Origin of the sequence: Rhodococcus sp. HNM0569 (assembly GCF_012726205.1) — a bacterium.
In the GTDB taxonomy this organism is placed as follows: domain Bacteria; phylum Actinomycetota; class Actinomycetes; order Mycobacteriales; family Mycobacteriaceae; genus Rhodococcus_F.
Window position 1 is genome coordinate 145,963 of record NZ_JAASAE010000009.1, and the last position, 21,139, is coordinate 167,101.

Below are 21,139 nucleotides of genomic sequence, written 5' to 3' on the forward strand. Positions count from 1 at the left end.
GCGTCCGACGTCGCGCGGGCAGGGAACGATTCACGACGACACCGCGGCTGCCGCGCCGCCGAACTGCGTGCCGTACAGATCGGCGTACCGGCCGCCCAGTGCGAGCAGTTCGTCGTGCGTGCCGCGCTCGACGACTCGCCCGGACTCGAGCACGAGCACCAGATCGGCGTCGCGCACCGTCGAGAGTCGGTGTGCGATCACGAGTGACGTGCGCCCGGACAGTGCGTCACGCAGCGCCTCCTGCACCGCCGCTTCGGACGTCGAATCCAGGTGTGCGGTGGCCTCGTCGAGCACCACGACGCGCTGACGCGCGAGGAGCACCCGTGCGATCGTCAGCCGCTGGCGCTCGCCGCCCGACAGTCGGTACCCGCGTTCGCCGACGACGGTGTCGAGCCCGTGCGGCAGTGCCGCGAGCACGTCGGTCAGCCGCGCCCGCCGGATCACCTCCGCGAGTTCGCCCTCGGTCGCGTCCGGACGCGCGTACAGCAGGTTCGCGCGCACGGTGTCGTGGAACAGGTGCCCGTCCTGGGTCACCATGCCGACCGTTTCGCGGATCGACTCGGCCGACAGATCACGGACGTCGACACCCGCGAGCCGCACCGCTCCCGCGTCGGCGTCGTAGAGGCGCGCGAGCAGCGACGCGACGGTCGACTTGCCCGCACCCGACGAGCCGACGAGTGCCACGGTCGCACCGGGTTCGGCCTGGAACGAGACCCCGTGCAGCACTTGTCCACCCACACGGTCGTCGAGAACCGCGACCTCTTCGAGCGAGGCGAGCGAGACCCGGTCGGCCCCCGGGTAGGTGAAGTCGACGGCGTCGAACTCGATCGACACGGCCCCGTCGGGCACCGTTCTCGGGCGATCCGGCTGGGGCACGAGCGGGCGCAGATCGAGCACCTCGAAGACCCGCTCGAAGCTCACGACAGCGCTCATGACATCGACCCGCGCGCTCGCGAGCGCGGTCAGCGGCGCGTACAGGCGGGTCAGCAGCATGCCCATCGTCACCACGGCACCCGCCTCGAGGTGACCGTGCAGCGCCGAGACGCCGCCGAGGCCGTACACGAGCGCGAGGGCCAGTGCCGACACGAGGGTGAGCGCGGCGACGAAGGCGGACTGCAACATTGCGGTGCGGACACCGATGTCGCGCACCCTCTTCGCGCGCAGCGCGAACTCCGCCGACTCGGTCTGCGGTCGTCCGAACAGCTTCACGAGCGTCGCGCCCGGCGCGGAGAAGCGTTCGGTCATCTGCGTGCTCATCGACGAGTTGTGCTCGGCGGCTTCGCGGTTCATGTCCGCCAGTCGACCGCCCATCATGCGGGCCGGCAGCACGAACAGCGGCACGAGCACCAGCGCGAGCAACGTGATCTGCCACGACGTCGCGATCATGACGCCGACGGTGATCAGGAGCGTCACGATGTTGCCGACGACACCCGACAGCGTGTCGCTGAAGGCGCGTTGTGCGCCGATCACGTCGTTGCCGAGGCGGCTGACCAGCGCCCCCGTGCGGGTGCGCGTGAAGAATGCCACCGACATCCGCTGCACGTGATCGAACACGGCCGTACGCAAGTCCAGGATGAGGTCTTCGCCGATGCTCGCCGACAGCCAGCGAGTGACGAGCGTGAGTGCGGCCTCCGACAGCGCGATCAGCGCGATCACCGCGGCGAGGCCCGCGACCGTCGCGGTGGACCCGCCGCCGACGATTGCGTCGACGACCCGGCCCGCCAGTACGGGAGTGGCGACCGCGAGTACCGCCGTCACGACGCTCACGAGCATGAACGCCGCGAGACGCCTGCCGTGCGGGCGTGCGAACGTCGCGATACGGCGCAGTGTCGCGCGCGACAGCGCCCGCCTTTCGCGGGTGTTGTGCATGGCGCCGTACATGGCGTGCCACGCGGTCGTCTCCATACTCATGAGCGCTCCCGTCGGCGAAGTGGGTTCGACGACGACGCTAGAACCTCGAGTGAACTCGAGGTCAAGAGCGCGCGCCGGAGTCGGGGCGCGGAGTGGTCAGTGCGCCACGTCGACGACGACACGCGGCGGGTCCGCCAGGGTCGTCACGCTGAACGGCAGATCCGCAGCGTTCACCCCGACGAAGGACTGCGTGACACCCTCGAACACGAGCGCGCCGTTGACGGACGCGACACTGCCACCGTCGGTTCCGGGCACGGGGTCGGGTCCCGTGTAGCCCTCCACGCCGGTGTCGAACGGATACGCCGAGCCGTCGATCTGCACCTGCAGGATCGCGGCGCCGTCCACCGGAATCGTGCGTCCGCTGCCGTCCTGCACGGCTTCGGGCACGTACTGCGCGCGGAAGCCCGGCGTGCCGGTGCCCGCCATCTCGTACACGACGCGGTCGAAGCCGCCGTGCGAGCCGACCCGCACGTCGGTGACCGTGAGCTTCGCACCCGCGCTCGGCGCGGCGCTCTTCGGCGACGCGTCGGTAGGTGCGCTGTCCGAGGGCTCGGTCGACGCCGCGGCCTCGGTCGTCGACATCGGTGCCGCCGTGGTGTCCGGGGTCGGATCCGACGAGCACGAAGTGAGGGCGACGAGAGCGGCGGCGGTGACGGCGATCGGGAGGGCACGGCGCGTGGTGATCATCGCCCGATCGTATGTCCGGATTCCGTCGTCGCAGGGAAGGGCGAATGCTGCGCGTGCCGCGCGTCAGAGGTCCCCGTCGACGTACGACCAGCGCCCGTCCTCGCGGACGAAGCGGCTGACCTCGCGCTGCACGCCGTCGACGCCGCCTTGACGGAAATGCGCGGCGAACGTGACGGTGCCGTCGCTGTCGAACGGGCCGCCCCGAGAGGTGCCCACGATGTCGAGCCCCGTCCATTCGACGCCGTCGGGAAGGTCGAGTCGTGCGGGCCTCGTCGACGCATGCCATGTTGCGGTGAGGTACTGGGCGGCGCCACCGGGATCGCGGTGCGCTCGGGCGAACGCGGTGTACCGCGAGCGCATGAGGGCTTCGGCGGTGGGTGCGGTGCGGTCACCGCGGTGCAGCGGCGCGCAGCAGTTCTCGTACGGCTCGCCGCGCCCGCACGGGCACAGGTCGGCGAGCGGCGGGTATCTCCTGGACACGCTGTCGAGTATGCCCGCCGAACGTTGGGGGATTTCCCTGATGGCGCCCGACCCGTCGACCGGCAACACTGGTACGCGTACCCGTCCGGACGAAAGGCTGTCATGACCGCGCACACCACGGCTGCCGCGCGAGCGGTCGATCTCACGAAGACGTACGGCACGGGCGACACGCGCGTCGTGGCACTCGACTCGGTGACGGTCGAATTCGCCGAGGGCGAGTTCACCGCGATCATGGGCCCGTCGGGCAGCGGGAAGTCGACGCTGATGCACTGCCTTGCGGGCCTCGATTCGGCATCGTCGGGTTCGGTCCACGTCGCGGGCACCGACCTCACGGGCCTGTCCGACAAGGAGATGACGCGTCTGCGCCGCGACCGCATCGGGTTCGTGTTCCAGTCGTTCAACCTCGTGCCCACCCTCACCGCGCTCGAGAACATCACGCTGCCGCTCGACATCGCGGGCAGGCGACCGGACCGGGAATGGCTCGACTCGGTGCTCACGCGCCTCGGCCTGCTCGACCGGCTCGGCCACCGGCCGGGCGAGATGTCGGGGGGCCAGCAGCAGCGAGTGGCGTGCGCGCGTGCACTTGCCGGCAGGCCCGCGGTCGTCTTCGCCGACGAGCCCACCGGCAACCTCGATTCGCGTTCGGGCAGCGAAGTGCTGTCGATCCTGCGTGCCGCCGTCGACGAGTTCGGGCAGACCGTCGTGATCGTCACGCACGACCCGCGTGCCGCCGCGTACGCCGACCGTGTCGTGTTTCTCGCCGACGGCCGCACGGTCGACGAGATGCGCGATCCCACGGCCGATTCGGTCCTCGACCGCATGAAGGCACTCGACGCCCCCGCGGGTGAGACCGCATGAGTGCCACCACGTCGGCCGCCGCACCGTCGTCGGCGCGGCGACGCGGTTCGGCGCCCATGCGCAAGGTCTCGCTGCGCAATCTCGCGGCCCACAAGGTGCGGCTCGCCCTCACGGTCCTGTCGGTCGTCCTCGGCACGGCATTCGTGTCCGGGTCGTTCGTGTTCACCGACACCCTGCAGAAGACCTTCGACTCGATCTTCGCGACGGCCGCGCAAGGGGTCGACGTGCGCGTCTCACCTGCCGACGACTCGTCGCGCGGCGTTCCGGTCGCCGACATCGACACCGTCTCGGCGATTTCCGGTGTGCGTGCGGTGGCGCCGTCGGTGTCGGGTCAGATCGTGCTGCTCGACGAAGGGGGATCGGCGGTGCAGACGGGCGGCGCGCCCAGCATGGGCGAGAGCTATCTCCCGCCCGGGCAGGCCGTCGATCCGCCCGACCCGTACACGCAGGGCAGCCCGCCCGCCGAGCCCGGGCAGGTCGGGATCAACACCGGTGCGGCCGAGCGTGCAGGCCTCGGGGTGGGCGATCGCACGCGTGTGCTCGTGCCGTCGCACGGGATCGTCGACGTCACGGTCACGGGCGTCTACGACCCGGGAACCGAGACGGGTGGCTACATCGGTGTCACCTTCACCGACGCGCAGGCGCGCGAGCTGTTCACCGACGGCGCCCACGTCGCGTACCTCGATGTCGCGGGCGACGGAGTCGCGGCGCAGGAGCTGCGCGACCGCATCGCGAGCGCGCTGCCCGACACCAAGGTGCAGACCGGAGACGAGGTGCGCGAAGAGACGAAGCAGGAAGTCTCGCAGGCTCTCGAGTTCGTCAACTACTTCCTGCTCGCGTTCGGCGCGATAGCCCTGCTCGTCGGCACGTTCATCATCTACAACACGTTCGCGATGATCGTGGCGCAACGGCTGCGCGAGCTGGCGTTGCTGCGCGCGGTCGGAGCGAGTCGAGGTCAGGTCGGGCGCTCGGTGGTCCTCGAGGCGCTCGTGGTGGGCGTGCTCGGCAGCATCGTCGGCATCGCCGCCGGTATCGGTCTCGCGTACGGGCTACGGTCGCTGCTCAACTCGTTCGACGTCGGGCTGCCGAGCGGCCCGTTGCAGATCACCCCGCGCACCTTCGTCGTCGCGCTGCTCGTCGGCGTACTCGTCACGGTCGTGAGCGCCTACGCCCCGGCTCGCCGCGCGTCGCGCGTGCCGCCCGTCGCGGCGATGCGCGCAGAGTTCTCGTCGTCCGGCGAGTCGTTGCGCGGGCGCACGGTGGTCGGTTCGGTTCTCGGTGTCGCGGGCATCGTGGCGCTCGTCGTCGGCGCGCAGGGCACCGGCAAGCCCGCCGCCGCCCCCGTCGGTGCGGGTGCGTTCGCGCTGGTCGTCGCGGTACTGCTGGTCGCACCGGCGTTGTCGCGCCCGGTCGTCGGCGCGCTGGGCGCGGTCGCGACGCGGCCCTTCGGTGCGGTGGGGAAGATGGCGCGCACCAACGCAGTCCGCAACCCCCGTCGCACGGCAGCCACCGCGTTCGCCCTCACGCTGGGGCTGATGCTGGTGTCCGTCATCGGGGTCTTCGGGTCGTCCGCGAAGGCGAGTGTGGACTCGCTCGTCGACGTGGGCCTGCGCGCCGACTACGTGCTCACCGGCCCGAATGCGATCGGTGTGCCGCGCGGGGCCGCCGACGCCGCACGGGGTGTCGCGGGCGTCGACCAGGCCGTCGCGATGCATCCGGTGTCGGTCGACGTCGAGGGCGAGAGCCAGAACGGGATCTCGCTCGACGGGCCGGTGTCCGGAGTGCTCGACCCGAAGCTCGTGAGCGGCTCCGATCAACTGCCCGACGACGGCGTGCTCGTATCGCAGACCCTCGCGGGCGAACACTCGTGGCAGGTCGGCAGTCCCGTCCCGATGACCGGGGCCGACGGGACCCAGGCGCAGGGCACGGTGACGGGTGTCTTCGAGGACTCGCAGCTGCTCGGTGGTCTCATCACGTCGGATGCTCTGTACCGCACGCTCATGCCCGCCGCGACGATCCCGGACATCGCGGTGCTCGTGCAGGCACAGCCAGGCGCCGATCTCGACACGATGCGCGGCGACCTCGAACGTGCGACCGAACGGTTCGTCGTGGTCCAGGTGCAGGACCGCGAGCAGTTCAAGGGCACCCAGGCGCAGCAGATCGACACCCTGCTCGCAATCCTCTACGGCCTGCTGGCGCTCGCGGTCGTCATCGCGATCCTGGGCATCGTCAATACGCTGGCGCTGTCCGTCGTCGAGAGGCGCCGCGAGATCGGCATGCTGCGCGCGGTCGGTATGCAGCGCGCCCAGGTACGGCGCGCGATCTATCTCGAATCGATGCTGATCGCGGTGTTCGGTGCGGTCGTGGGTGTCGTGCTCGGTGTCGCATTCGGGTGGGCGTTCGTCAGTGCGCTCCGCGACGAGGGACTCGAGTCCTTCGTCGTGCCGTGGGGCCAGGTAATCGGCATGCTGATCGGCTCGGCCGTGGTGGGCGTGCTCGCGGCGCTGTGGCCCGCGGTCCGCGCCGCGCGTACGAAGCCGCTCGAGGCCGTCGTGGACTTGTGAGTGCCCGGAGGGGGCGACGCCGCCGTCCGGTGAACGTCGCCGAAAGCCGGTTACCGCCGGGTCCGAAACGGTAGCGTTCGAGCCGACAGGGTTTTCGGACGGCCGTCGCGTGTCCGTGCATGCGCGGCGGCCGCTCACCGAGCACCGTGAGATCGTCGAGCCCTCGTGCGAAGGATCGTGTGATGGAACTGGCACCCAGCGACAGTGAGCGCGCTTTCCGCGACGAGATGCGCGCATTCTTCACCACCGAGATTCCTGCGGACATCCGTGAACGCAACGCGGCGGGCGCGGCTTTCACGCGCGACGATTTCGTCACGACGCAGCAGATCCTGAACGCGCACGGCCTCGCGGTGCCGCACTGGCCCGTCGAGTGGGGCGGCAAGGACTGGACGGCGGTCGAACTCGGCATCTGGCAGGACGAGATGCAGCGGGCGTGGGTGCCCGAGCCGTTGCCGTTCAACGCCAACATGGTCGGACCGGTCATCGCGGCATTCGGCTCCCGACCGCAGAAGGAGCGATTCCTTCCCCCGACCGCGAACCTCGACATCTGGTGGTGCCAGGGATTTTCCGAGCCCGACGCGGGATCCGACCTGGCCTCGCTCAAGACGCGTGCGGTCCGCGACGGCGACGAGTACGTGATCAACGGCCAGAAGACGTGGACCACGCTCGCGCACTACGCCGATTGGATCTTCTGCCTCGTCCGCACCAACCCCGATGCTCCGAAACGGCAGGCGGGGATCTCGTTCGTGCTGGTCGACCTGAAGACTCCAGGGGTGACGGTTCGTCCGATCAAGCTGATCGACGGCGGACACGAGGTCAACGAGGTCTTCTTCGAGGACGTCCGCATTCCTGCCGACAACCTGGTCGGCGACGAGAACGCCGGGTGGAGCTACGCCAAGTTCCTGCTCGGCAACGAACGCACCGGTGTCACCCGGCTCGGCACGTCGAAGGCGCGACTCGATCAGGTCCGTGCCCGCGCCGCCGCCACCGTCGTCGGGCGCCGCTCGCTGATCGACGACCCGCTGTTCGCATCGCGTGTGGCGGAGATCGAGAACGAGCTCCTCGCACTCGAACTCACGCAGAATCGCGTCGTCGCCGCATCCGCCGACGGCAAACCCGACCCGGCGTCGTCGTTGCTCAAGCTGAGAGGCTCGGAACTGCAGCAGGCGGTCACCGAACTCATGATGGACGTCGCGGGCCCCGACTCGCTTCCGGTCGACGCGGGCGAGGCGATCGCGTCGCCGGACTGGGCGCAGCGTTCGGCCACGCAGTACCTCAACTACCGCAAGGTGTCCATCTACAGCGGGTCGAGCGAGGTGCAGCGCAACATCATTGCATCCTCGATCCTCGGATTGTGAGCTCACCATGGACTTCACGCTCGACGACGAACAGAAGCTCTTGCGCGACACCACCCGTGATCTGCTCGCGCGCAGCTACGACGCCGAGCGGCGCCGCGAGATCGTCGGCACCGAACGCGGCTGGAGTACCGAGGTGTGGCGCCGGTTCGCGGAAGTCGGACTGCTGGGACTGAGCTTTTCCGAAGCCGACGGCGGTATGGGGGCGGGCCCTGTCGAGATCGGCGCAGTCATGACCGAGATCGGACGGCGCCTCGCGCCGGAACCGCTGCTCGACGCGGTGCTCGTACCCGGCGCGCTCGTCGCGTCCGCGGGTACGGACGAGCAGCGCAGCGCACTGCTCCCCGAAGTCGCGTCGGGCGAACGCCTTCTGGCCTTCGCGCACAGTGAGCCCGGCGTGCGCTGGCCCGCGGCGGTCGTGAGCACCACGGCGCAGGAGCGCGGCGAGTCGTGGTCGCTCACGGGTGTCAAGAATCCGGTACTGCACGGGGTCGGTGCGCACACACTCGTGGTGAGTGCTGCACTTCCGGAACACGGCACCGGCCTGTTCCTCGTCGACGCCGGCGGTCTCGACTCGGGCGGTGCCGAATCGGCCGGGGGCACATCGGAGGGGGAGGGCCGGGGCGTGCACGTCACCGGCTACCGCACGTACGACGGAGCACGCGCCGCCCAGATCGAATTCGTCGATGCGCCCGCCCGATTGCTCGGCGGCGACCCGGCGGCCGACGCGTCGCCCCTGGTGGAGGACGCCCTCGTGCGCGCACAGGCCGCACTGTGCGCGGAAGCGGTGGGTGCGATGGACGAGGCGCTGCGGCTCACCACCGAGTACCTGCGCACTCGCAAGCAATTCGGGGTGCCGCTCTCGTCGTTCGAGGCGCTCACGCACCGCGCCGCCGACATGTACGTCCTGCTCGAGCTTGCGCGCAGCATGAGCCTGTACGCGACGATGTCCCTCGCCGACGGCACGGTCGACCCGATCGTCGCATCGCGCGCGAAACTCCAGATCGGCCGGTCGGGCAAGAAGATCGCGCAGGAAGCGATCCAGATGCACGGCGGCATCGGCATGACCGACGAGTACCCGGTGGGCCACTACAGCGCGCGTCTCACCGCGATCGATCACGTGCTCGGCAGTGCGGACGACCACCTGCGCATCCTCGCCGCACACGCGAGGGGTGCGTGAACACCACGATGTGACGGCGACACGACGACCGTCGCGATTGCGTTGCGGATCGGTCTCGACACGGAATCCGCGTGTGTGTCGCGCCGACCTGCGTTCGTGTGACCCGGCTAACGTCCGGCCCGCAAGTGTGTGCTGATATGTGAGCGGGGGGCCTGCGGAACGGAACTTCAGAGGAGCGTGACATGGGTATCGTCACCGTGAAAGTGGTCATGTGGTGCCTGCTCGTCGCCGGCATCGTCGGATTCGGAGTCGCGTTGTCGGAATTGCACGTCGAGTGGAGCGTCGCGTCGCTCATCGTGGCGTCGGTGTCGAGTCTGGTGCTGTTGCGCATCCGCTCCGACTCGCACCCCGAAGTCGAAGGCGACCGCACCGTCGCGTGCTGACCCCTCCCGTGCGCGAGACGTCCGGTGCGGCCGAGTTCACGGTCGCCGACCACGAGAACGTGGTGATGTCGGTCTTCGCGCACGCCGAGGAACACCCCGAACGCGTCGTCTTCTCCCGCCCCGAGTCGGCCGGGTGGGTCGATGTCACGGCGGGAGACTTCGCGGCCCTCGTCACGGGAGTTGCCAAGGGGCTCATCGCCGCGGGTGTGCAACCGGGCGACCGGGTCGCGCTGCTCTGCTCCACCCGATTCGAGTGGACACTGCTCGACTTCTCGGTGTGGGCGGCGGGCGCCGTCACCGTCCCGGTCTACGAGTCGTCGTCACACGATCAGGTGCGCTGGATCGCGGAGGACTCGAGCGCGGTGCTCGCGCTGGTCGAAACCGCGGAGCACGCGGCAGGTTTCGCGCACGACATGCCGTACACGCTGAGCCGGGTCCTCGTCGTCGACGACGACGCAGTGGGCACGCTCATCAAGGAGGGGCAGGACGTCGACGACCGCGAGGTCTTCAAACGCGTTCTCGCGCTGAGCGCTGCCGACATCGCATCGCTCGTCTACACGTCCGGCACCACCGGCAGGCCGAAAGGCTGCGTGCTCACCCACCGCAACTTCCTCACCGAGATCCGCGGCCTGCTCAGCGCCCCGGTCGGGCGGGTCGCGGTGCCGGGCCACCGCACCCTCACCTTCCTCCCGCTCGCCCACGTGCTCGCGCGTGCGGTGTCACTCGCGATGTTCGAGGCCTGGGTCGTGCAGGCGTTCTGGTCCGACTTCGCCACGGTGACGGGCCAATTCGCGCGCTTTCGGCCGCACACCGTCCTCGGTGTGCCCCGTGTGTTCGAGAAGGTGCGCGACGGCGCGGCGCGGGCCGCGAACTCGTCGCCCCTGCGCGCGCGGGCCTTCGCGTTCGCCGAACGCGCCGCGATCGAGTACTCGCGCGCCCTCGACGACGTTGGGCCCTCGGCGGGCATGCGGGTACGGCGACGTGTCGCCGACCGCCTCGTCTACCGGTCGCTCCGTTCGGCGCTCGGCGGCGAATGTTGGTGGGCGATCTCGGGCGGCGGCGCGCTGAGCCCCGAACTCGGGCACTTCTTCCGTGGTGTCGGCATTCCCGTCTACGAGGGCTACGGGCTCACCGAGACCACTGCTGCGCACACCGTCAACGGTCCCGGCGCACAGAAGATCGGTTCGGTGGGTCCACCGCTCGGGGGCAACAGCGTGCGCATCGCCGCCGACGGCGAGGTCGAACTACGCGGCGATGTCGTCTTCCGCGAGTACTGGCGCAACGAGAAGGCCACCGCTGCCGCGTTCGACGACGGTTGGTTCCGCACGGGCGATCTCGGCGAACTCGACACCGACGGCTTCCTCACGATCACCGGGCGCAAGAAGGACCTGATCGTCACCGCGGGCGGTAAGAACGTTTCGCCCGGGCCGCTCGAAGACCGTATGCGCTCGTTCGGAATCGTGTCGCAGGCGGTCGTCGTGGGCGACGGTCGTCCGTTCGTCGGTGCCCTGCTCACTCTCGACGCAGGCGAGTTCGCGCGGTGGAAGGCGGCGCACGGCAAGGACGCGTCGGCCACCGCGCGCGAACTCGAAGACGACGACGAGTTACGCAGGTTCGTCCAGGCCGCGGTCGACGACGCGAACTCGACGGTGTCGCACGCCGAGGCGGTCAAGAGGTGGACACTGCTCGATCGGGACCTCACGGAGGCGGACGGCGAACTGACCGCAACGCTCAAGATCAAGCGCGCGGTGGTCGCCGAGCGCTACGCCGAGGACATCGCCCGCATCTACGAGAAGTGACTACCAGCCGGTAACTTCTCGCGGTGAAAACGGCATTTCGGATGTACGAGCCTCGATGGCTGCACGACCCCGAAAGTGGCCTACTGTGGGCGTATGGCAGTGACCGTCGAGCAAGCGTTGGGCGACCATGCTGAAGACATCGTGCAATTGCTGTGGGACGCGGAGGACTGGCTGCGCGCACACGGCTTCGAGACGCCGCTCGACGAGACGTCGCTCGCGGACGTCCGCGAGCAGACCGAGGCCGGCGAGTGGTACGTCGCGCAGCTCGCAGGGATCACGGTCGGGGCCTTCCGTCTGCAGTGGTCCGACTCGTCGCGCTGGTTGGCCGATGCCGCGGAGGGTGCCGTCGTTCCCACGATCGCCGTCGACCGCACTCAGGTGGCACGTGGTGTCGGCGCCGAGCTCCTCGGGTGGGCCGAGGCGCAGGCCGCTGCGCGCGGAGTGACGGCGCTGCGCGTCGAATGCCCCCTGTCCAACAGCGCGCTCCGTGCGTACTACGAGCGGCTGGGCTTCGCAGTGGTCGCCGAGCAGCGGTTCGAAGGGTGGACCGACGGCGACGAGCCGATCGGCACCGTGCTGATGCTGCTCGAGCGGCCCGTGGAGCAGGCTGCTCACGCGTCCAGCGCGCCGCGCAGGTAGTCAAGATCCTCTTCGAGCCCGATGCCAGGGGTCTCGAGCACCACCGGTGCGTCCGCCGCCCGCGCGATCTCGACGAGCACCGTCCGGTCGATCGTGCCGTCCGCGAGATTCTCGTGTCGGTCCCGCGCCGAGTCGAACTCGTCGCGGGAGTTGTTCAGATGCACCAGGTCGATGCGCCCGGTGATCGCGGTCACCCGGTCGACGATGCCGTCGAGCTCCTCGCCGGCGGCCCACGCGTGGCATGTGTCGAGACAGAATCCGGGGTCGAACTCGCCGATCGCGTCCCACAAGCGGGCAACCGATTCGAGATAGCGCGCCATCGCGAAATCGCCGCCTGCGGTGTTCTCCACCAGGATCGGTACCGGAAAGCCGCCCTCCTGGCGTTCGAAGAGCTTGCGCCAGTTGTCGAAACCCGCATCCACCTCGTCCGCGTCGCGCACGTGCCCGCCGTGTACGACGAGCCCGATCGCTCCGATGTCGGCGGCACCTTCGGCGTGCTGCGCGACCGACTTGCGCGACGGGATGCGCAGCCGATTGTTGAGACTCGCGACATTGAGGACGTACGGGGCGTGCACGACGGTCGCGACCGGGCTCGCACGGATCTCGGCTGCCTTCGGATGCGGCTTCGGTGCGTTCCACTTCTGCGGATCGGACAGGAACAACTGCACGATGTCGGCGCCGAGCGCCTCGCCGGTCGCCGTCGGGTCGTCGTCCTGCCGAACGTGTACTCCCACGCGCATGTGCCCCAGCGTAACGGCGGCACCCGGGCCGGGGGAGCGGTTGCGGGTCCGTGCAGTGGTGGGCAGTGCAGGTGGCGAGGGAAGCGCAGCGGGGCGTAGGCGTGGACACTGGTATCAGGTACTCGGCGGTGCCGGCCGGTCAGCGGCCGCGAGGTGGATGGACAGGGAGGCGAGGCCGCATGGTGGACGAGCAGATCGGCAGGCGAGTGCCGGACGGGCAGATCGGGGCGTGGTGCGCGGGCGCGTGGCTTCCCGGCGCCGTCGAGGACCTCGGGGACACGAGTGCGCTCGTGATCGCCTCGGCGAGGCTCGCGCCCGACCTGCGTGCCGTCGTACTTCGGCGCATCCAGACCGGTCGCGGATTCGCGGACGTCGGCGGATTCGGTGCCTTACGCAGGCTCGCCGACGAGCGCGCACGATTCGCCGATCGCGCGGAGACGAGCGGGCCGCCGCCCGTGCAGGCGATGTACCGGTTCCGTGCGAACGACCTCGACCGCAGGATTCAGGCGGCCCGCGCCGCCTTCGTCGCCCCCGGCGAGCACTTCGGCACCGGCATCCGCGCCATCCGGCGCGACCGGCGTGACGGCGTCCATCTGGATCCCGAGCAGCGTGGCCTCGTGTTCGACGCACTCGTCCACACTCCGACTCCCGCCGACACCGCGCGGGGAACCGAGCGACTCGCACAACAACTCACCCGGGTCGCCGACCGTGTGCCCGGCCTCGCGCCGATCGCCGAACGCGCGCAGCTCGTCCCGAAGCTGACGGGCGTTTTCGGTCATCTCGAGCCTTCGCGAACCCGCGAGCCCGAGGGCAGGTCGCACTTCGCCGACCGCTACGACACCGCGCTGTTCCTCGCCGCGAGCGTCGTCGACCGCATCGAGGCCACCGAGGCGTGGCACTCGGAACACTTTGCGGTGCAAAGGTATCAGCTCGATCCGTGGCAAGAGTTGCTACAGATCGCCGTCGACACCACCGAACTGCGGGGCGTCGTCGGCGAACTCGGCACGCTCGAGGAGCGCGGTGCCCCAGTCGCGAGCAGACGCCGCGCGCTCGACGACGTGTGGAAACAGCTGCTGGCGCGCGTCGCGGCGCTCGTGCGTGTCGGCGACCTGCTCGCCCGCGCCGACGACGCATTGCGTGCGACCCGAGCCGCCGACCGGGCCGCAGGCCTCGATGCCCGGATCGACAGGCTGCTCTCGCGCAGTGGCAATCGCGAACTGTCGGTCGACAACGCCCGCCACGTCGGCGACCAGATCAGCAGTCTCGATCACGTGTTCCTCGGCTACCGTGAGGAGCTGCACCGTGGCATCGCCGAACTGACTTCCGGACGCTGAGATGTGTAGACCGCGACTCAGCCGTGAACCGCGGTCGACAGTGCGTCGAGACGGCCCAGCTCGTCCGAGGTGAGGACCACCGACGGCGCGTCCATCAGGCTCGGCATCTGATCGGTGCGGCTCGCGCTCGCGAGCGGTGCCGTGACCCCGTGGCGGGTGAGCAGCCACGCGAGAGCGACCGTGGCCGTCTCGACGTCGTGTGCCCGAGCGACGGTCTCGAGTTCCTCGACCACGGCGAAACCCGCGTCGGTCATGTACTTCTCGACCATCCGGCCGCGCTGACGCCCCCCCGCGTCGGCAGGCGAATGGTACTTGCCGGTGAGGAACCCGGCGGCGAGTGAATAGTACGGAAAGACCGCGAGGTGATTCGCGAGGGCGAGCGGCGCGTACGCCTTCTCGTAGCGCGCGCGGTGCACAAGGTTGTACTCGGGCTGCAACGCGATCGGGCGCCGGAAGCCGTTGCGTTCGGCCACGTCCAACCACTCCTGCACGCGTTCGGGCGTGTAGTTGGAGATGCCGACATAGCGCACCAGGCCGTCGTCGATCAGCTGGTCGAACGCCGCGAGCGATTCCTCGAGCGGGACGTCGGGGTCGTCGTAGTGCGCGTAGTACAGGTCGATGTGATCGGTCTGCAGCCGCGTCAGCGACGCCTCCGCGGCGGCCCGGATGTTGGCGGGCGCGAGCCCGCGGAAGTCGGGATGCCTGCTCACCTTCGTCGCGAGGACGATGTGCTCGCGGATGTCGCGTGCACGCTGCCACTTGCCGATGATCGTTTCCGACTCGCCGCCCGAGTTGCCCGGTGCGAACGCGGAATACGAATCGGCGGTGTCGATCATGTTGCCGCCCCCCGCGGTGAAGTCGTCGAGGATGTCGAAGGACACCTGCTCGTCGGCCGTCCAACCGAAGGTGTTGCCGCCGAGCGCCAAGGGAAAGATGTCAAGGTCGGACTGACCTACCGCGACCACCGGGTTCTCCGTTCCAAGTCCACCGACCGGGAACCGCGACCGGAGCGCCGATCGCGCGTTCTCGTCGTTCGGATGTGCGTGCGTCGTTCGAGCTAGACGTTATCGCAGCCCGTGACCGTTTCGCGCAGCCCACACGGTGTCGGTGTGCGGGGGAGGCGACCGGACTAGCGTTTTCGGTATGCCCCGCCAGGACGCCGTGCCGAACTACACGATCCGCCAGCTCGCCGCATTCGTCGCGGTCGCGGAGACCGGCACCATCAGCGGCGCGTCCGAACGGATGCACCTGTCGCAGTCGGCGCTGTCGGCCGCGGTCTCCGATCTCGAAAAGGCGCTCGGTGCGCAACTCTGTATTCGCAGGCGTGCACGGGGCATCAGGCTGACCCCCACCGGCGAGGCCGTGCTGGGACGCGCGCGGCAGCTGCTCCAGCAGGCAGGCGAGTTGCAGGCCGACGCGTCGGGCGTGGGCGGTGTCGTCGCCGGGCCCGTCGCCGTCGGGTGCTATCCCGCGCTCGGTCCGACGATCCTTCCGTCGCTCATCGACGGGTTCACGAGCGAGTACCCGAGGGCGTCCGTCCAGTTCCACGAGGACACCCAGAACCAGCTGCGCACGCGTCTCGACGACGGCGCGCTCGATCTCGCGATCGTGTACGCGCTCGACCTGTCGCCGGAATGGCGGACGCGCACCCTGATGGAGCGCACGCCGCTCGTCGTCCTGAGCCCCGAGCATCCCCTCGCGATTCCCGACCAGCCGATCGACCTCGCCGACCTCGCCGACGATCCCATGGTCCTGCTCGACGCCCCACCGAGCAGCAACCACGCGATGGGGCTGTGCCGGGAGGCCGGGTTCTCGCCGCGCGTCGCCTATCGCACCGCGAACTTCGAGACCGCACGCGCGTTCGTCGGCCGCGGGCTCGGCTGGGGCATCCTTCTCCAGCGGCCGCGTTACGACGTCACCTACGAGGGCCGCCACGTCGTGGTGCGTCCCATCGCCGCGGGGGCGCCCGTGGCCGTGGTCGTCGCGTGGCACCGCGAATCCGTGCTGAGCCGGGCGGCACGAGCGTTCGTCGATTTCGCTGCCGAGCGAACCGATGGCCATGGCCGCTGACCAGCGCCGACTGCTCATTCCTCGGATTTTCCCGGTTATTACTCCGGATGTTTGCGCTTTTCCTGAGGTGTGAGAGCGGTCATCGTCGACTGGTGCCGAGAGTGCGCTCACGTGTCCACCCCGCGGGCGACACGCGGCACGACGATCCACCGGAAAGGTTCAACGATGACCCAGCTTGCTGACGCGACGACAACGACGTCGCCGCGACAAGCACGGCGTGCCGTGTTGTCCAGCTTCGTCGGCACCGCGATCGAGTGGTACGACTTCTTCATCTACGGCACCGCCGCGGCCCTGATCATCGGCCCGCAGTTCTTCCCAGGTGCGTCGTCGTTCGCCGGGACGCTCGCCGCGTTCGCGACCTTCGCGGTCGGCTTCGTCGCGCGCCCGATCGGCGGAGTCGTGATGGGCCACTTCGGCGACCGCATCGGCCGCAAGTCGATGCTCGTGCTGTCGCTCACGCTGATGGGTGCCGCGACGGTCGGCATCGGGCTGCTGCCCAACTACGAGGCGATCGGTGTGCTCGCGCCGATCCTGCTCGTCGTCTTCCGGTTCGTGCAGGGCATCGGCGTCGGCGGCGAATGGGGCGGCGCCGTGCTGGTCGCCACCGAGAACGCGCCTGCCGGCAAGCGCGGCCTGTACGGGGCGGCGCCCCAGATGGGTGTCCCCGCAGGCGTCATGGCCGCCAATCTCGTGTTCCTCCTGGTCACCTCGGTCCTCTCGGACGAGGCGTTCCGTTCGTGGGGTTGGCGGGTGCCGTTCCTCGCGAGCGCTGCGCTGGTCGCCGTCGCGATGTGGATTCGGCTCGGCGTCACCGAGTCCGACGAGTTCGCCGAGGTCAAGGCGAGCGACAAGGTCGCAAAGCTCCCGCTGGTCGAGGTGCTCACGAAGAACTGGCGTTCGGTGCTGCTCGCGGCAGGCACGTTCATCGCGACCAACGGCATCGCATACGTGTTCATGGTCTACGTCCTCAACTACGGCACCGAACACCTCGGGTTCAGCCGGTCCACGATGCTCACGCTGCTCATCGTGTCGTGCCCCGTGTGGATGGCCGGCATGGCGTTCAGCGCCTACAAGTCCGACTCGTGGGGCCGCAGGCGCGTCTACATCGTCAGCTCCGTCGCGCTGCTCGTCGTCGCAGTCGCGTTCTTCCCGCTCATGGAGACCGCGTCGATCCCCGTCATGCAGATCGCGATGATCGCCCTCGCGTGGGTGCTCGGCTGTGCTGCCGGACCGCAGTCGGCCCTGTTCGCCGAACTGTTCCCCGCGCACATCCGCTACAGCGGCGCGTCCCTCGGCTACCAGATCGGCGCGATCCTCGGCGGCGGCCTCGCGCCGTTCCTCGCGACGTGGCTGTACGGCACCTTCGGCACCGCCTACGCGATCACCGCGTACTTCGCGTTCGTCGCCGTCCTCAGCCTCGCCTCGATCCTCGCGCTCCACGAGACGCACCCCGGCGACGAACGCGTCGCGCCGGTCGACAACACAGAAAAGGTGGCGTAACGCTTCATGTCTGCCTCCAGCTACTACCAGCCGGGCAAGCATCCGGCCGCGATCTTCGACTCGACCCCCGAGGGCGCCGACGCGCTGCCGGTCGTGGTCGTCGGGGCTGGGCCGGTCGGTATGGCCGTCGCGCTCGGTCTCGCCCGCCGCGGCACCCCCGTCACGATCCTCGAAGCCGCCGACCAGGTGTCGTTCGGCAGCCGCGCGATCTGCATCTCGCGCCACAGCCTCGAGGTCGCCACGCGCCTCGGCTTCGGCGCCGAGCTCGAGAAGATCGTGCTGCCCTGGGTCGGCGGACGCAGTTTCTACCGCCGCGACCAGGTGCTCGAGTTCCAGATGAAGAACGGGCCCGACGACGTGCGTGGCCCGATGGTCAACGTGTCCCAGTCGGAATTCGAGCAGGTGATGGTCGACGCGATCGCCGACGAACCGCTCGTCACGCTGCACTGGAAGTCGCCGGTGACGGGACTGCTGCGGGAGCAGGACCATGCCGTCGTCGAGGTCGAGACCGAGGCAGGCACGCGGCGCTTGCACGCGCAGTGGGTCGTCGCCGCAGACGGCGGCCGCAGCCGCATGCGCGAACTGGCAGGTCTGCGCATGAAGGGCGACAGCTACTCGGGCAACTACGTGATCGCCGACATCCACTGGGAGTCCGAACTGCCCGCCGAACGCATGGTGTGGTTCGACCCGCCGAGCAACCCCGGCTCGACGATCATCATGCACCAGCAGCCGCGCGACATCTGGCGCATCGACTACCAGCTCGACGAGAACGAGGACGCCGAACTCGAGACTCAGGAAGACCGGATCCGCGAGCGGATCACGAGGCATCTCGCGTGGCTCGAGAACGACAAGCCGTGGACGCTCGAATGGCACGGCTTCTATCGCGCGCGGGCTCTCGCGCTCGAAAGCTTCGTGCACGGCCGCATCCTGTTCGCCGGTGACGCAGCGCACCTCGTTCCGATCTTCGGTGTGCGCGGGCTCAATTCGGGCCTCGAGGACGCCGAGACCCTCGCGTGGATGCTGTCGGCCGTGCTGCACGGCAACGCCGACGAAGCCCTGCTCGGCGCCTACTCGGCCGAGCGCCACGCCGCGTGGCGTCAGAACGTCGACAACGCAGGCAAGTCGACGCTCATGATGTCGCCCGGTACGCACGGGTACCGCACGACGCGTGACGCGGGGCTCGCCCTCGCGGTGAACCGCCCGGAGTACTCGCACCTGGTCAACCCGCGTCAGTCCAGCGCGACACAGGCACACCTGTCGCCACTGACGTGGCCGCGCGAGGGAGACGGCACCGGTGTCGTGAGCGGAGACCCGCTCGAAGACCGCACGGTGCGGGTCGCCACCGACGCCGGTGTCGTCGAGTCGTCACTCGGTGTCCAGCGCGGGGGTGGGTTCACCTTCCTCGCCACGGGCGTCACGAGCGGAGCTGCGACGTCGATTGCCGAGGCCGCCCAGCGGTTCGCTGCGCGGTGGGCACCCGAAACCGTCGCGACTCTCGTCACCGCTGCACCTGGCGACGCGATCGCACCGCGCGACGACCTGGTCGTTCTCGTCGAGGACGGCCTCACCGACGCGCTCGGCGCGCGGCCCGGCGAGGTGTTCGTGATCCGACCGGACGGCCTGATCCTGGCCCGCACCAACGACCTCGCCGCGCTCGACACCGTCGCCGACCATGTCGCGTCCGCGACGGCCCCCACGGGTGACCGGCTGCCCGCACCGCGACCGATCGACGTCGATCCCGCGGAGTTGCTGCGAGAGAACGTGTGGCTCGGTCTGTCGGACGCGCTCGACCAGTCGGGCGCCGACGACCGGGAGGCTTTCCTCACGCGGCTCGCCCTCGTGCTCGGTGCGGGTGTCGGCCAGCGTGAGTTCGAGGAAGCGCTCGCGGCCGCGAGCGATCCGCGGCCTGTCGCCGCAGACGAACGTCTCACGGTGTAGCACCTCTCACTGGTCCGTTTGCAGATGCTGCTCGGCGGCGGCCGGTGCGGTGCCCGGATCAGGGAACCGCACCGGCCGCCGCCGTGCGTGTCCGCAGGCCTCGGGCTGTGCAGGCTCGCTTTCCCTTAAGGTCGAACAATGGCTACCGTCTGGACGATCCCGCTCGACATCACCTCCCGCTGGCTCGACTCGGCCGAGGTGCGCAGCTTCCTCGCGTCGAACGACATCCCCGACGCGTCAGCCGACCCGCTGGTGCGTATCGCACAGTTCGTCGACGTCACGAACTCACTCGAACGCAACATCGGACGCACCTTTCACTCGGTACAGGCCGCCGCGGCCGCACTTTTCGACGGCATCGAGGGCGGCGTCCCCGTCGCGCTCAAGCTCGCCGCCACCCGACTCGTGTTGCGTGAGGTGTACCAGACGCGTCCTGTGCCGGTTCCGCTGGCGAGCAGGGTCGCCGACGAGCTCGGCGGCTACACCTATGCCGTCGTCGACCCCCGCAGTCGCACTGTGTTCCACGTCGGTGCCGGTCGCGGCAACGACGTGTTCGCGCTCGTGTGGGAAGCTCTCGCGCAGACCGACCATCTCGAAACCGCAACCCGCGCCGAGTTGCCCGACGACGTGCGTGCACGCGTCGTCACCACGATCCGCGACATCTACGACTCGGGTCTCGAGGCCGAGCACTGGATCCTCGACCACGGCGCAGAATTCGAGCACCGGCCGGCCGCCGAGGGGCAGGTGCTCGCCTCGACGCGGGCGCTTGCGCTCGCGCAACGCCCCGATCTCGTGCCCGGTCCGCAGGTGGGAGCCGTGCGCATCGAAGACCTCGCGGTGCGCTACTCCGCCGAGCCCGCACCCGACCTGCCCACTCCCGCGCTGCTTCTCGAGGTGCCCGGTGCAGCTCGGCACGGATTGACGCCGGACGAGATCCGGGATGTCGCGAAGGGGCCGTGGGCCGCGGGTTCGGCCGTGCGGCAGGTCGCGGATCTGCCCGTGTTCGTCTTCGCCGACGACGTCGTGCGGGCCGTCTTCCGCATCAGTGACTGGTCGGTCGCGGCGCGCATCGATGACGGTCAGCTGTGGCAGTTCGCCGCGACGACCGACCAAGACCTCTCCGCACGCTTCGTCGGCACCCGGCTCACCCCGAATCGCGCCGGCCTCAAGAAGTGGCCGGCCTCGGGGTGGGTTCCGCGTCTCACTCGCGCGCTGCCCGGCCGCTGACCTGTCCACCGGCCACCGGCGTTCGGCCCACGTCATGCGAGTAGCGGTATCGAATTGCGGTGTGCCGGGAGTGGTTCGCTCGGCCAGTGTGGTGTGGGTGGTGGTGTGAACCACGGCATGTGGTCGTCGTCGTGGATGTGGACGGTCCAGCCGCTGTGGTGCACGAACCGGTGATGGTGGGTGCAGAGCAGGACGAGGTTGTCGAGGTCGGTGGGTCCGCCGTCGATCCACGGGACGATGTGGTGTGCTTCGGTCCATCCGGTGGGTGCGCCGCAGCCGGGGAAGGCGCAGCCACGATCGCGCACCCGCAGCGCCCGACGCTGGGACTGGGTGACGAGGCGGGTGGTGCGGCCCATCGCGAGCGGCACGCCCGCGTCGTCGACGACGACCGGCGTGACGTCGGAGTCGCACGCGGTCTTTCGGGCAGCCGTGATCGACATGGTGCCGCCCCACGGTGTCCAGGGCACACGTATGCCG

Annotated in this window: 18 protein-coding genes; 12 read left to right on the forward strand and 6 right to left on the reverse strand. The window is 69.5% G+C overall.

Going from position 1 to position 21,139, the window contains the following annotated elements; genetic code table 11:
- Window positions 1-30: 30 nt before the first annotated feature.
- The 3 genes from HCA44_RS14200 to HCA44_RS14210 form a co-directional block, all read right to left on the reverse strand.
- Window positions 31-1,911: an ABC transporter ATP-binding protein gene (locus HCA44_RS14200; protein WP_169649424.1), complete on the reverse strand. Its 1,881-nt coding sequence runs from the start codon at window positions 1,909-1,911 to the stop codon at window positions 31-33.
- A gap of 96 nt (window positions 1,912-2,007) precedes the next feature.
- Entirely contained in the window at window positions 2,008-2,598 is a 591-nt protein-coding gene (locus HCA44_RS14205) for a hypothetical protein (RefSeq protein WP_169649426.1), read from the reverse strand.
- Between the two features lie 63 nt (window positions 2,599-2,661).
- Window positions 2,662-3,078: a YchJ family metal-binding protein gene (locus tag HCA44_RS14210; RefSeq protein WP_346764725.1), complete on the reverse strand. Its 417-nt coding sequence runs from the start codon at window positions 3,076-3,078 to the stop codon at window positions 2,662-2,664.
- A 102-nt stretch (window positions 3,079-3,180) separates the two neighbouring features.
- Between HCA44_RS14210 and HCA44_RS14215 the strand changes: the two genes are divergently transcribed.
- The 7 genes from HCA44_RS14215 (at window position 3,181) to HCA44_RS14245 (ending at window position 11,856) form a co-directional block, all read left to right on the forward strand.
- Complete coding sequence (locus HCA44_RS14215; protein WP_169649428.1) at window positions 3,181-3,936, forward strand: ABC transporter ATP-binding protein; 756 nt, start codon at window positions 3,181-3,183, stop codon at window positions 3,934-3,936.
- A gap of 56 nt (window positions 3,937-3,992) precedes the next feature.
- Entirely contained in the window at window positions 3,993-6,500 is a 2,508-nt protein-coding gene (locus tag HCA44_RS14220; protein WP_169649492.1) for an FtsX-like permease family protein, read from the forward strand.
- Window positions 6,501-6,682: 182 nt separating this feature from the next.
- On the forward strand, window positions 6,683-7,858 hold the full coding sequence (locus HCA44_RS14225; RefSeq protein ID WP_169649430.1) for an acyl-CoA dehydrogenase family protein: 1,176 nt from the start codon (window positions 6,683-6,685) through the stop codon (window positions 7,856-7,858).
- Window positions 7,859-7,865: 7 nt separating this feature from the next.
- On the forward strand, window positions 7,866-9,035 hold the full coding sequence (locus HCA44_RS14230; RefSeq protein ID WP_169649432.1) for an acyl-CoA dehydrogenase family protein: 1,170 nt from the start codon (window positions 7,866-7,868) through the stop codon (window positions 9,033-9,035).
- A gap of 182 nt (window positions 9,036-9,217) precedes the next feature.
- A complete protein-coding gene (locus HCA44_RS14235) occupies window positions 9,218-9,418 on the forward strand; it encodes a hypothetical protein (protein WP_169649434.1) in 201 nt (66 codons plus the stop codon).
- An 8-nt stretch (window positions 9,419-9,426) separates the two neighbouring features.
- Window positions 9,427-11,217 carry a long-chain fatty acid--CoA ligase gene (locus tag HCA44_RS14240; protein ID WP_169649494.1) on the forward strand — a complete coding sequence of 597 codons (1,791 nt, stop codon included), beginning with the start codon at window positions 9,427-9,429 and terminating at the stop codon, window positions 11,215-11,217.
- 93 nt (window positions 11,218-11,310) lie between these two features.
- Entirely contained in the window at window positions 11,311-11,856 is a 546-nt protein-coding gene (locus HCA44_RS14245) for a GNAT family N-acetyltransferase (RefSeq protein WP_169649436.1), read from the forward strand.
- Here HCA44_RS14245 and HCA44_RS14250 read toward each other — a convergent pair.
- Entirely contained in the window at window positions 11,829-12,596 is a 768-nt protein-coding gene (locus HCA44_RS14250; protein WP_169649437.1) for a deoxyribonuclease IV, read from the reverse strand. The two genes, HCA44_RS14245 and HCA44_RS14250, sit on opposite strands and share 28 nt — an antisense overlap.
- Window positions 12,597-12,775: 179 nt before the next feature.
- On the opposite strand from HCA44_RS14250, the gene HCA44_RS14255 reads away from it, so the two are divergent.
- Window positions 12,776-13,930 (forward strand): hypothetical protein, encoded by a 1,155-nt coding sequence (locus HCA44_RS14255; protein ID WP_169649439.1) that lies wholly within the window; start codon window positions 12,776-12,778, stop codon window positions 13,928-13,930.
- A gap of 17 nt (window positions 13,931-13,947) precedes the next feature.
- Here the strand turns inward: HCA44_RS14255 and HCA44_RS14260 are convergent, their stop codons facing one another.
- Window positions 13,948-14,895, reverse strand: coding sequence for an aldo/keto reductase (locus tag HCA44_RS14260; RefSeq protein WP_169649440.1), 948 nt, complete (start codon window positions 14,893-14,895; stop codon window positions 13,948-13,950).
- 178 nt (window positions 14,896-15,073) lie between these two features.
- Here HCA44_RS14260 and HCA44_RS14265 point away from each other — a divergent pair, with 178 nt between their 5' ends.
- The 4 genes from HCA44_RS14265 to HCA44_RS14280 all read left to right on the forward strand — a co-directional run bounded on the left by HCA44_RS14265 (window position 15,074) and on the right by HCA44_RS14280 (window position 20,662).
- The gene (locus HCA44_RS14265) at window positions 15,074-16,000 is read left to right on the forward strand and encodes a LysR substrate-binding domain-containing protein (RefSeq protein ID WP_169649442.1); all 927 of its coding nucleotides are present in this window, start codon (window positions 15,074-15,076) and stop codon (window positions 15,998-16,000) included.
- Between the two features lie 165 nt (window positions 16,001-16,165).
- On the forward strand, window positions 16,166-17,500 hold the full coding sequence (locus HCA44_RS14270) for an MFS transporter (protein ID WP_169649444.1): 1,335 nt from the start codon (window positions 16,166-16,168) through the stop codon (window positions 17,498-17,500).
- Between the two features lie 6 nt (window positions 17,501-17,506).
- A complete protein-coding gene (locus tag HCA44_RS14275) occupies window positions 17,507-19,438 on the forward strand; it encodes an FAD-dependent monooxygenase (protein ID WP_169649446.1) in 1,932 nt (643 codons plus the stop codon).
- Between the two features lie 138 nt (window positions 19,439-19,576).
- Complete coding sequence (locus HCA44_RS14280) at window positions 19,577-20,662, forward strand: GIY-YIG nuclease family protein (protein ID WP_169649448.1); 1,086 nt, start codon at window positions 19,577-19,579, stop codon at window positions 20,660-20,662.
- 32 nt (window positions 20,663-20,694) lie between these two features.
- Here the strand turns inward: HCA44_RS14280 and HCA44_RS14285 are convergent.
- Window positions 20,695-21,139: HNH endonuclease signature motif containing protein (locus HCA44_RS14285; protein WP_169649450.1), on the reverse strand; the 445-nt coding region annotated here is incomplete at its 5' end.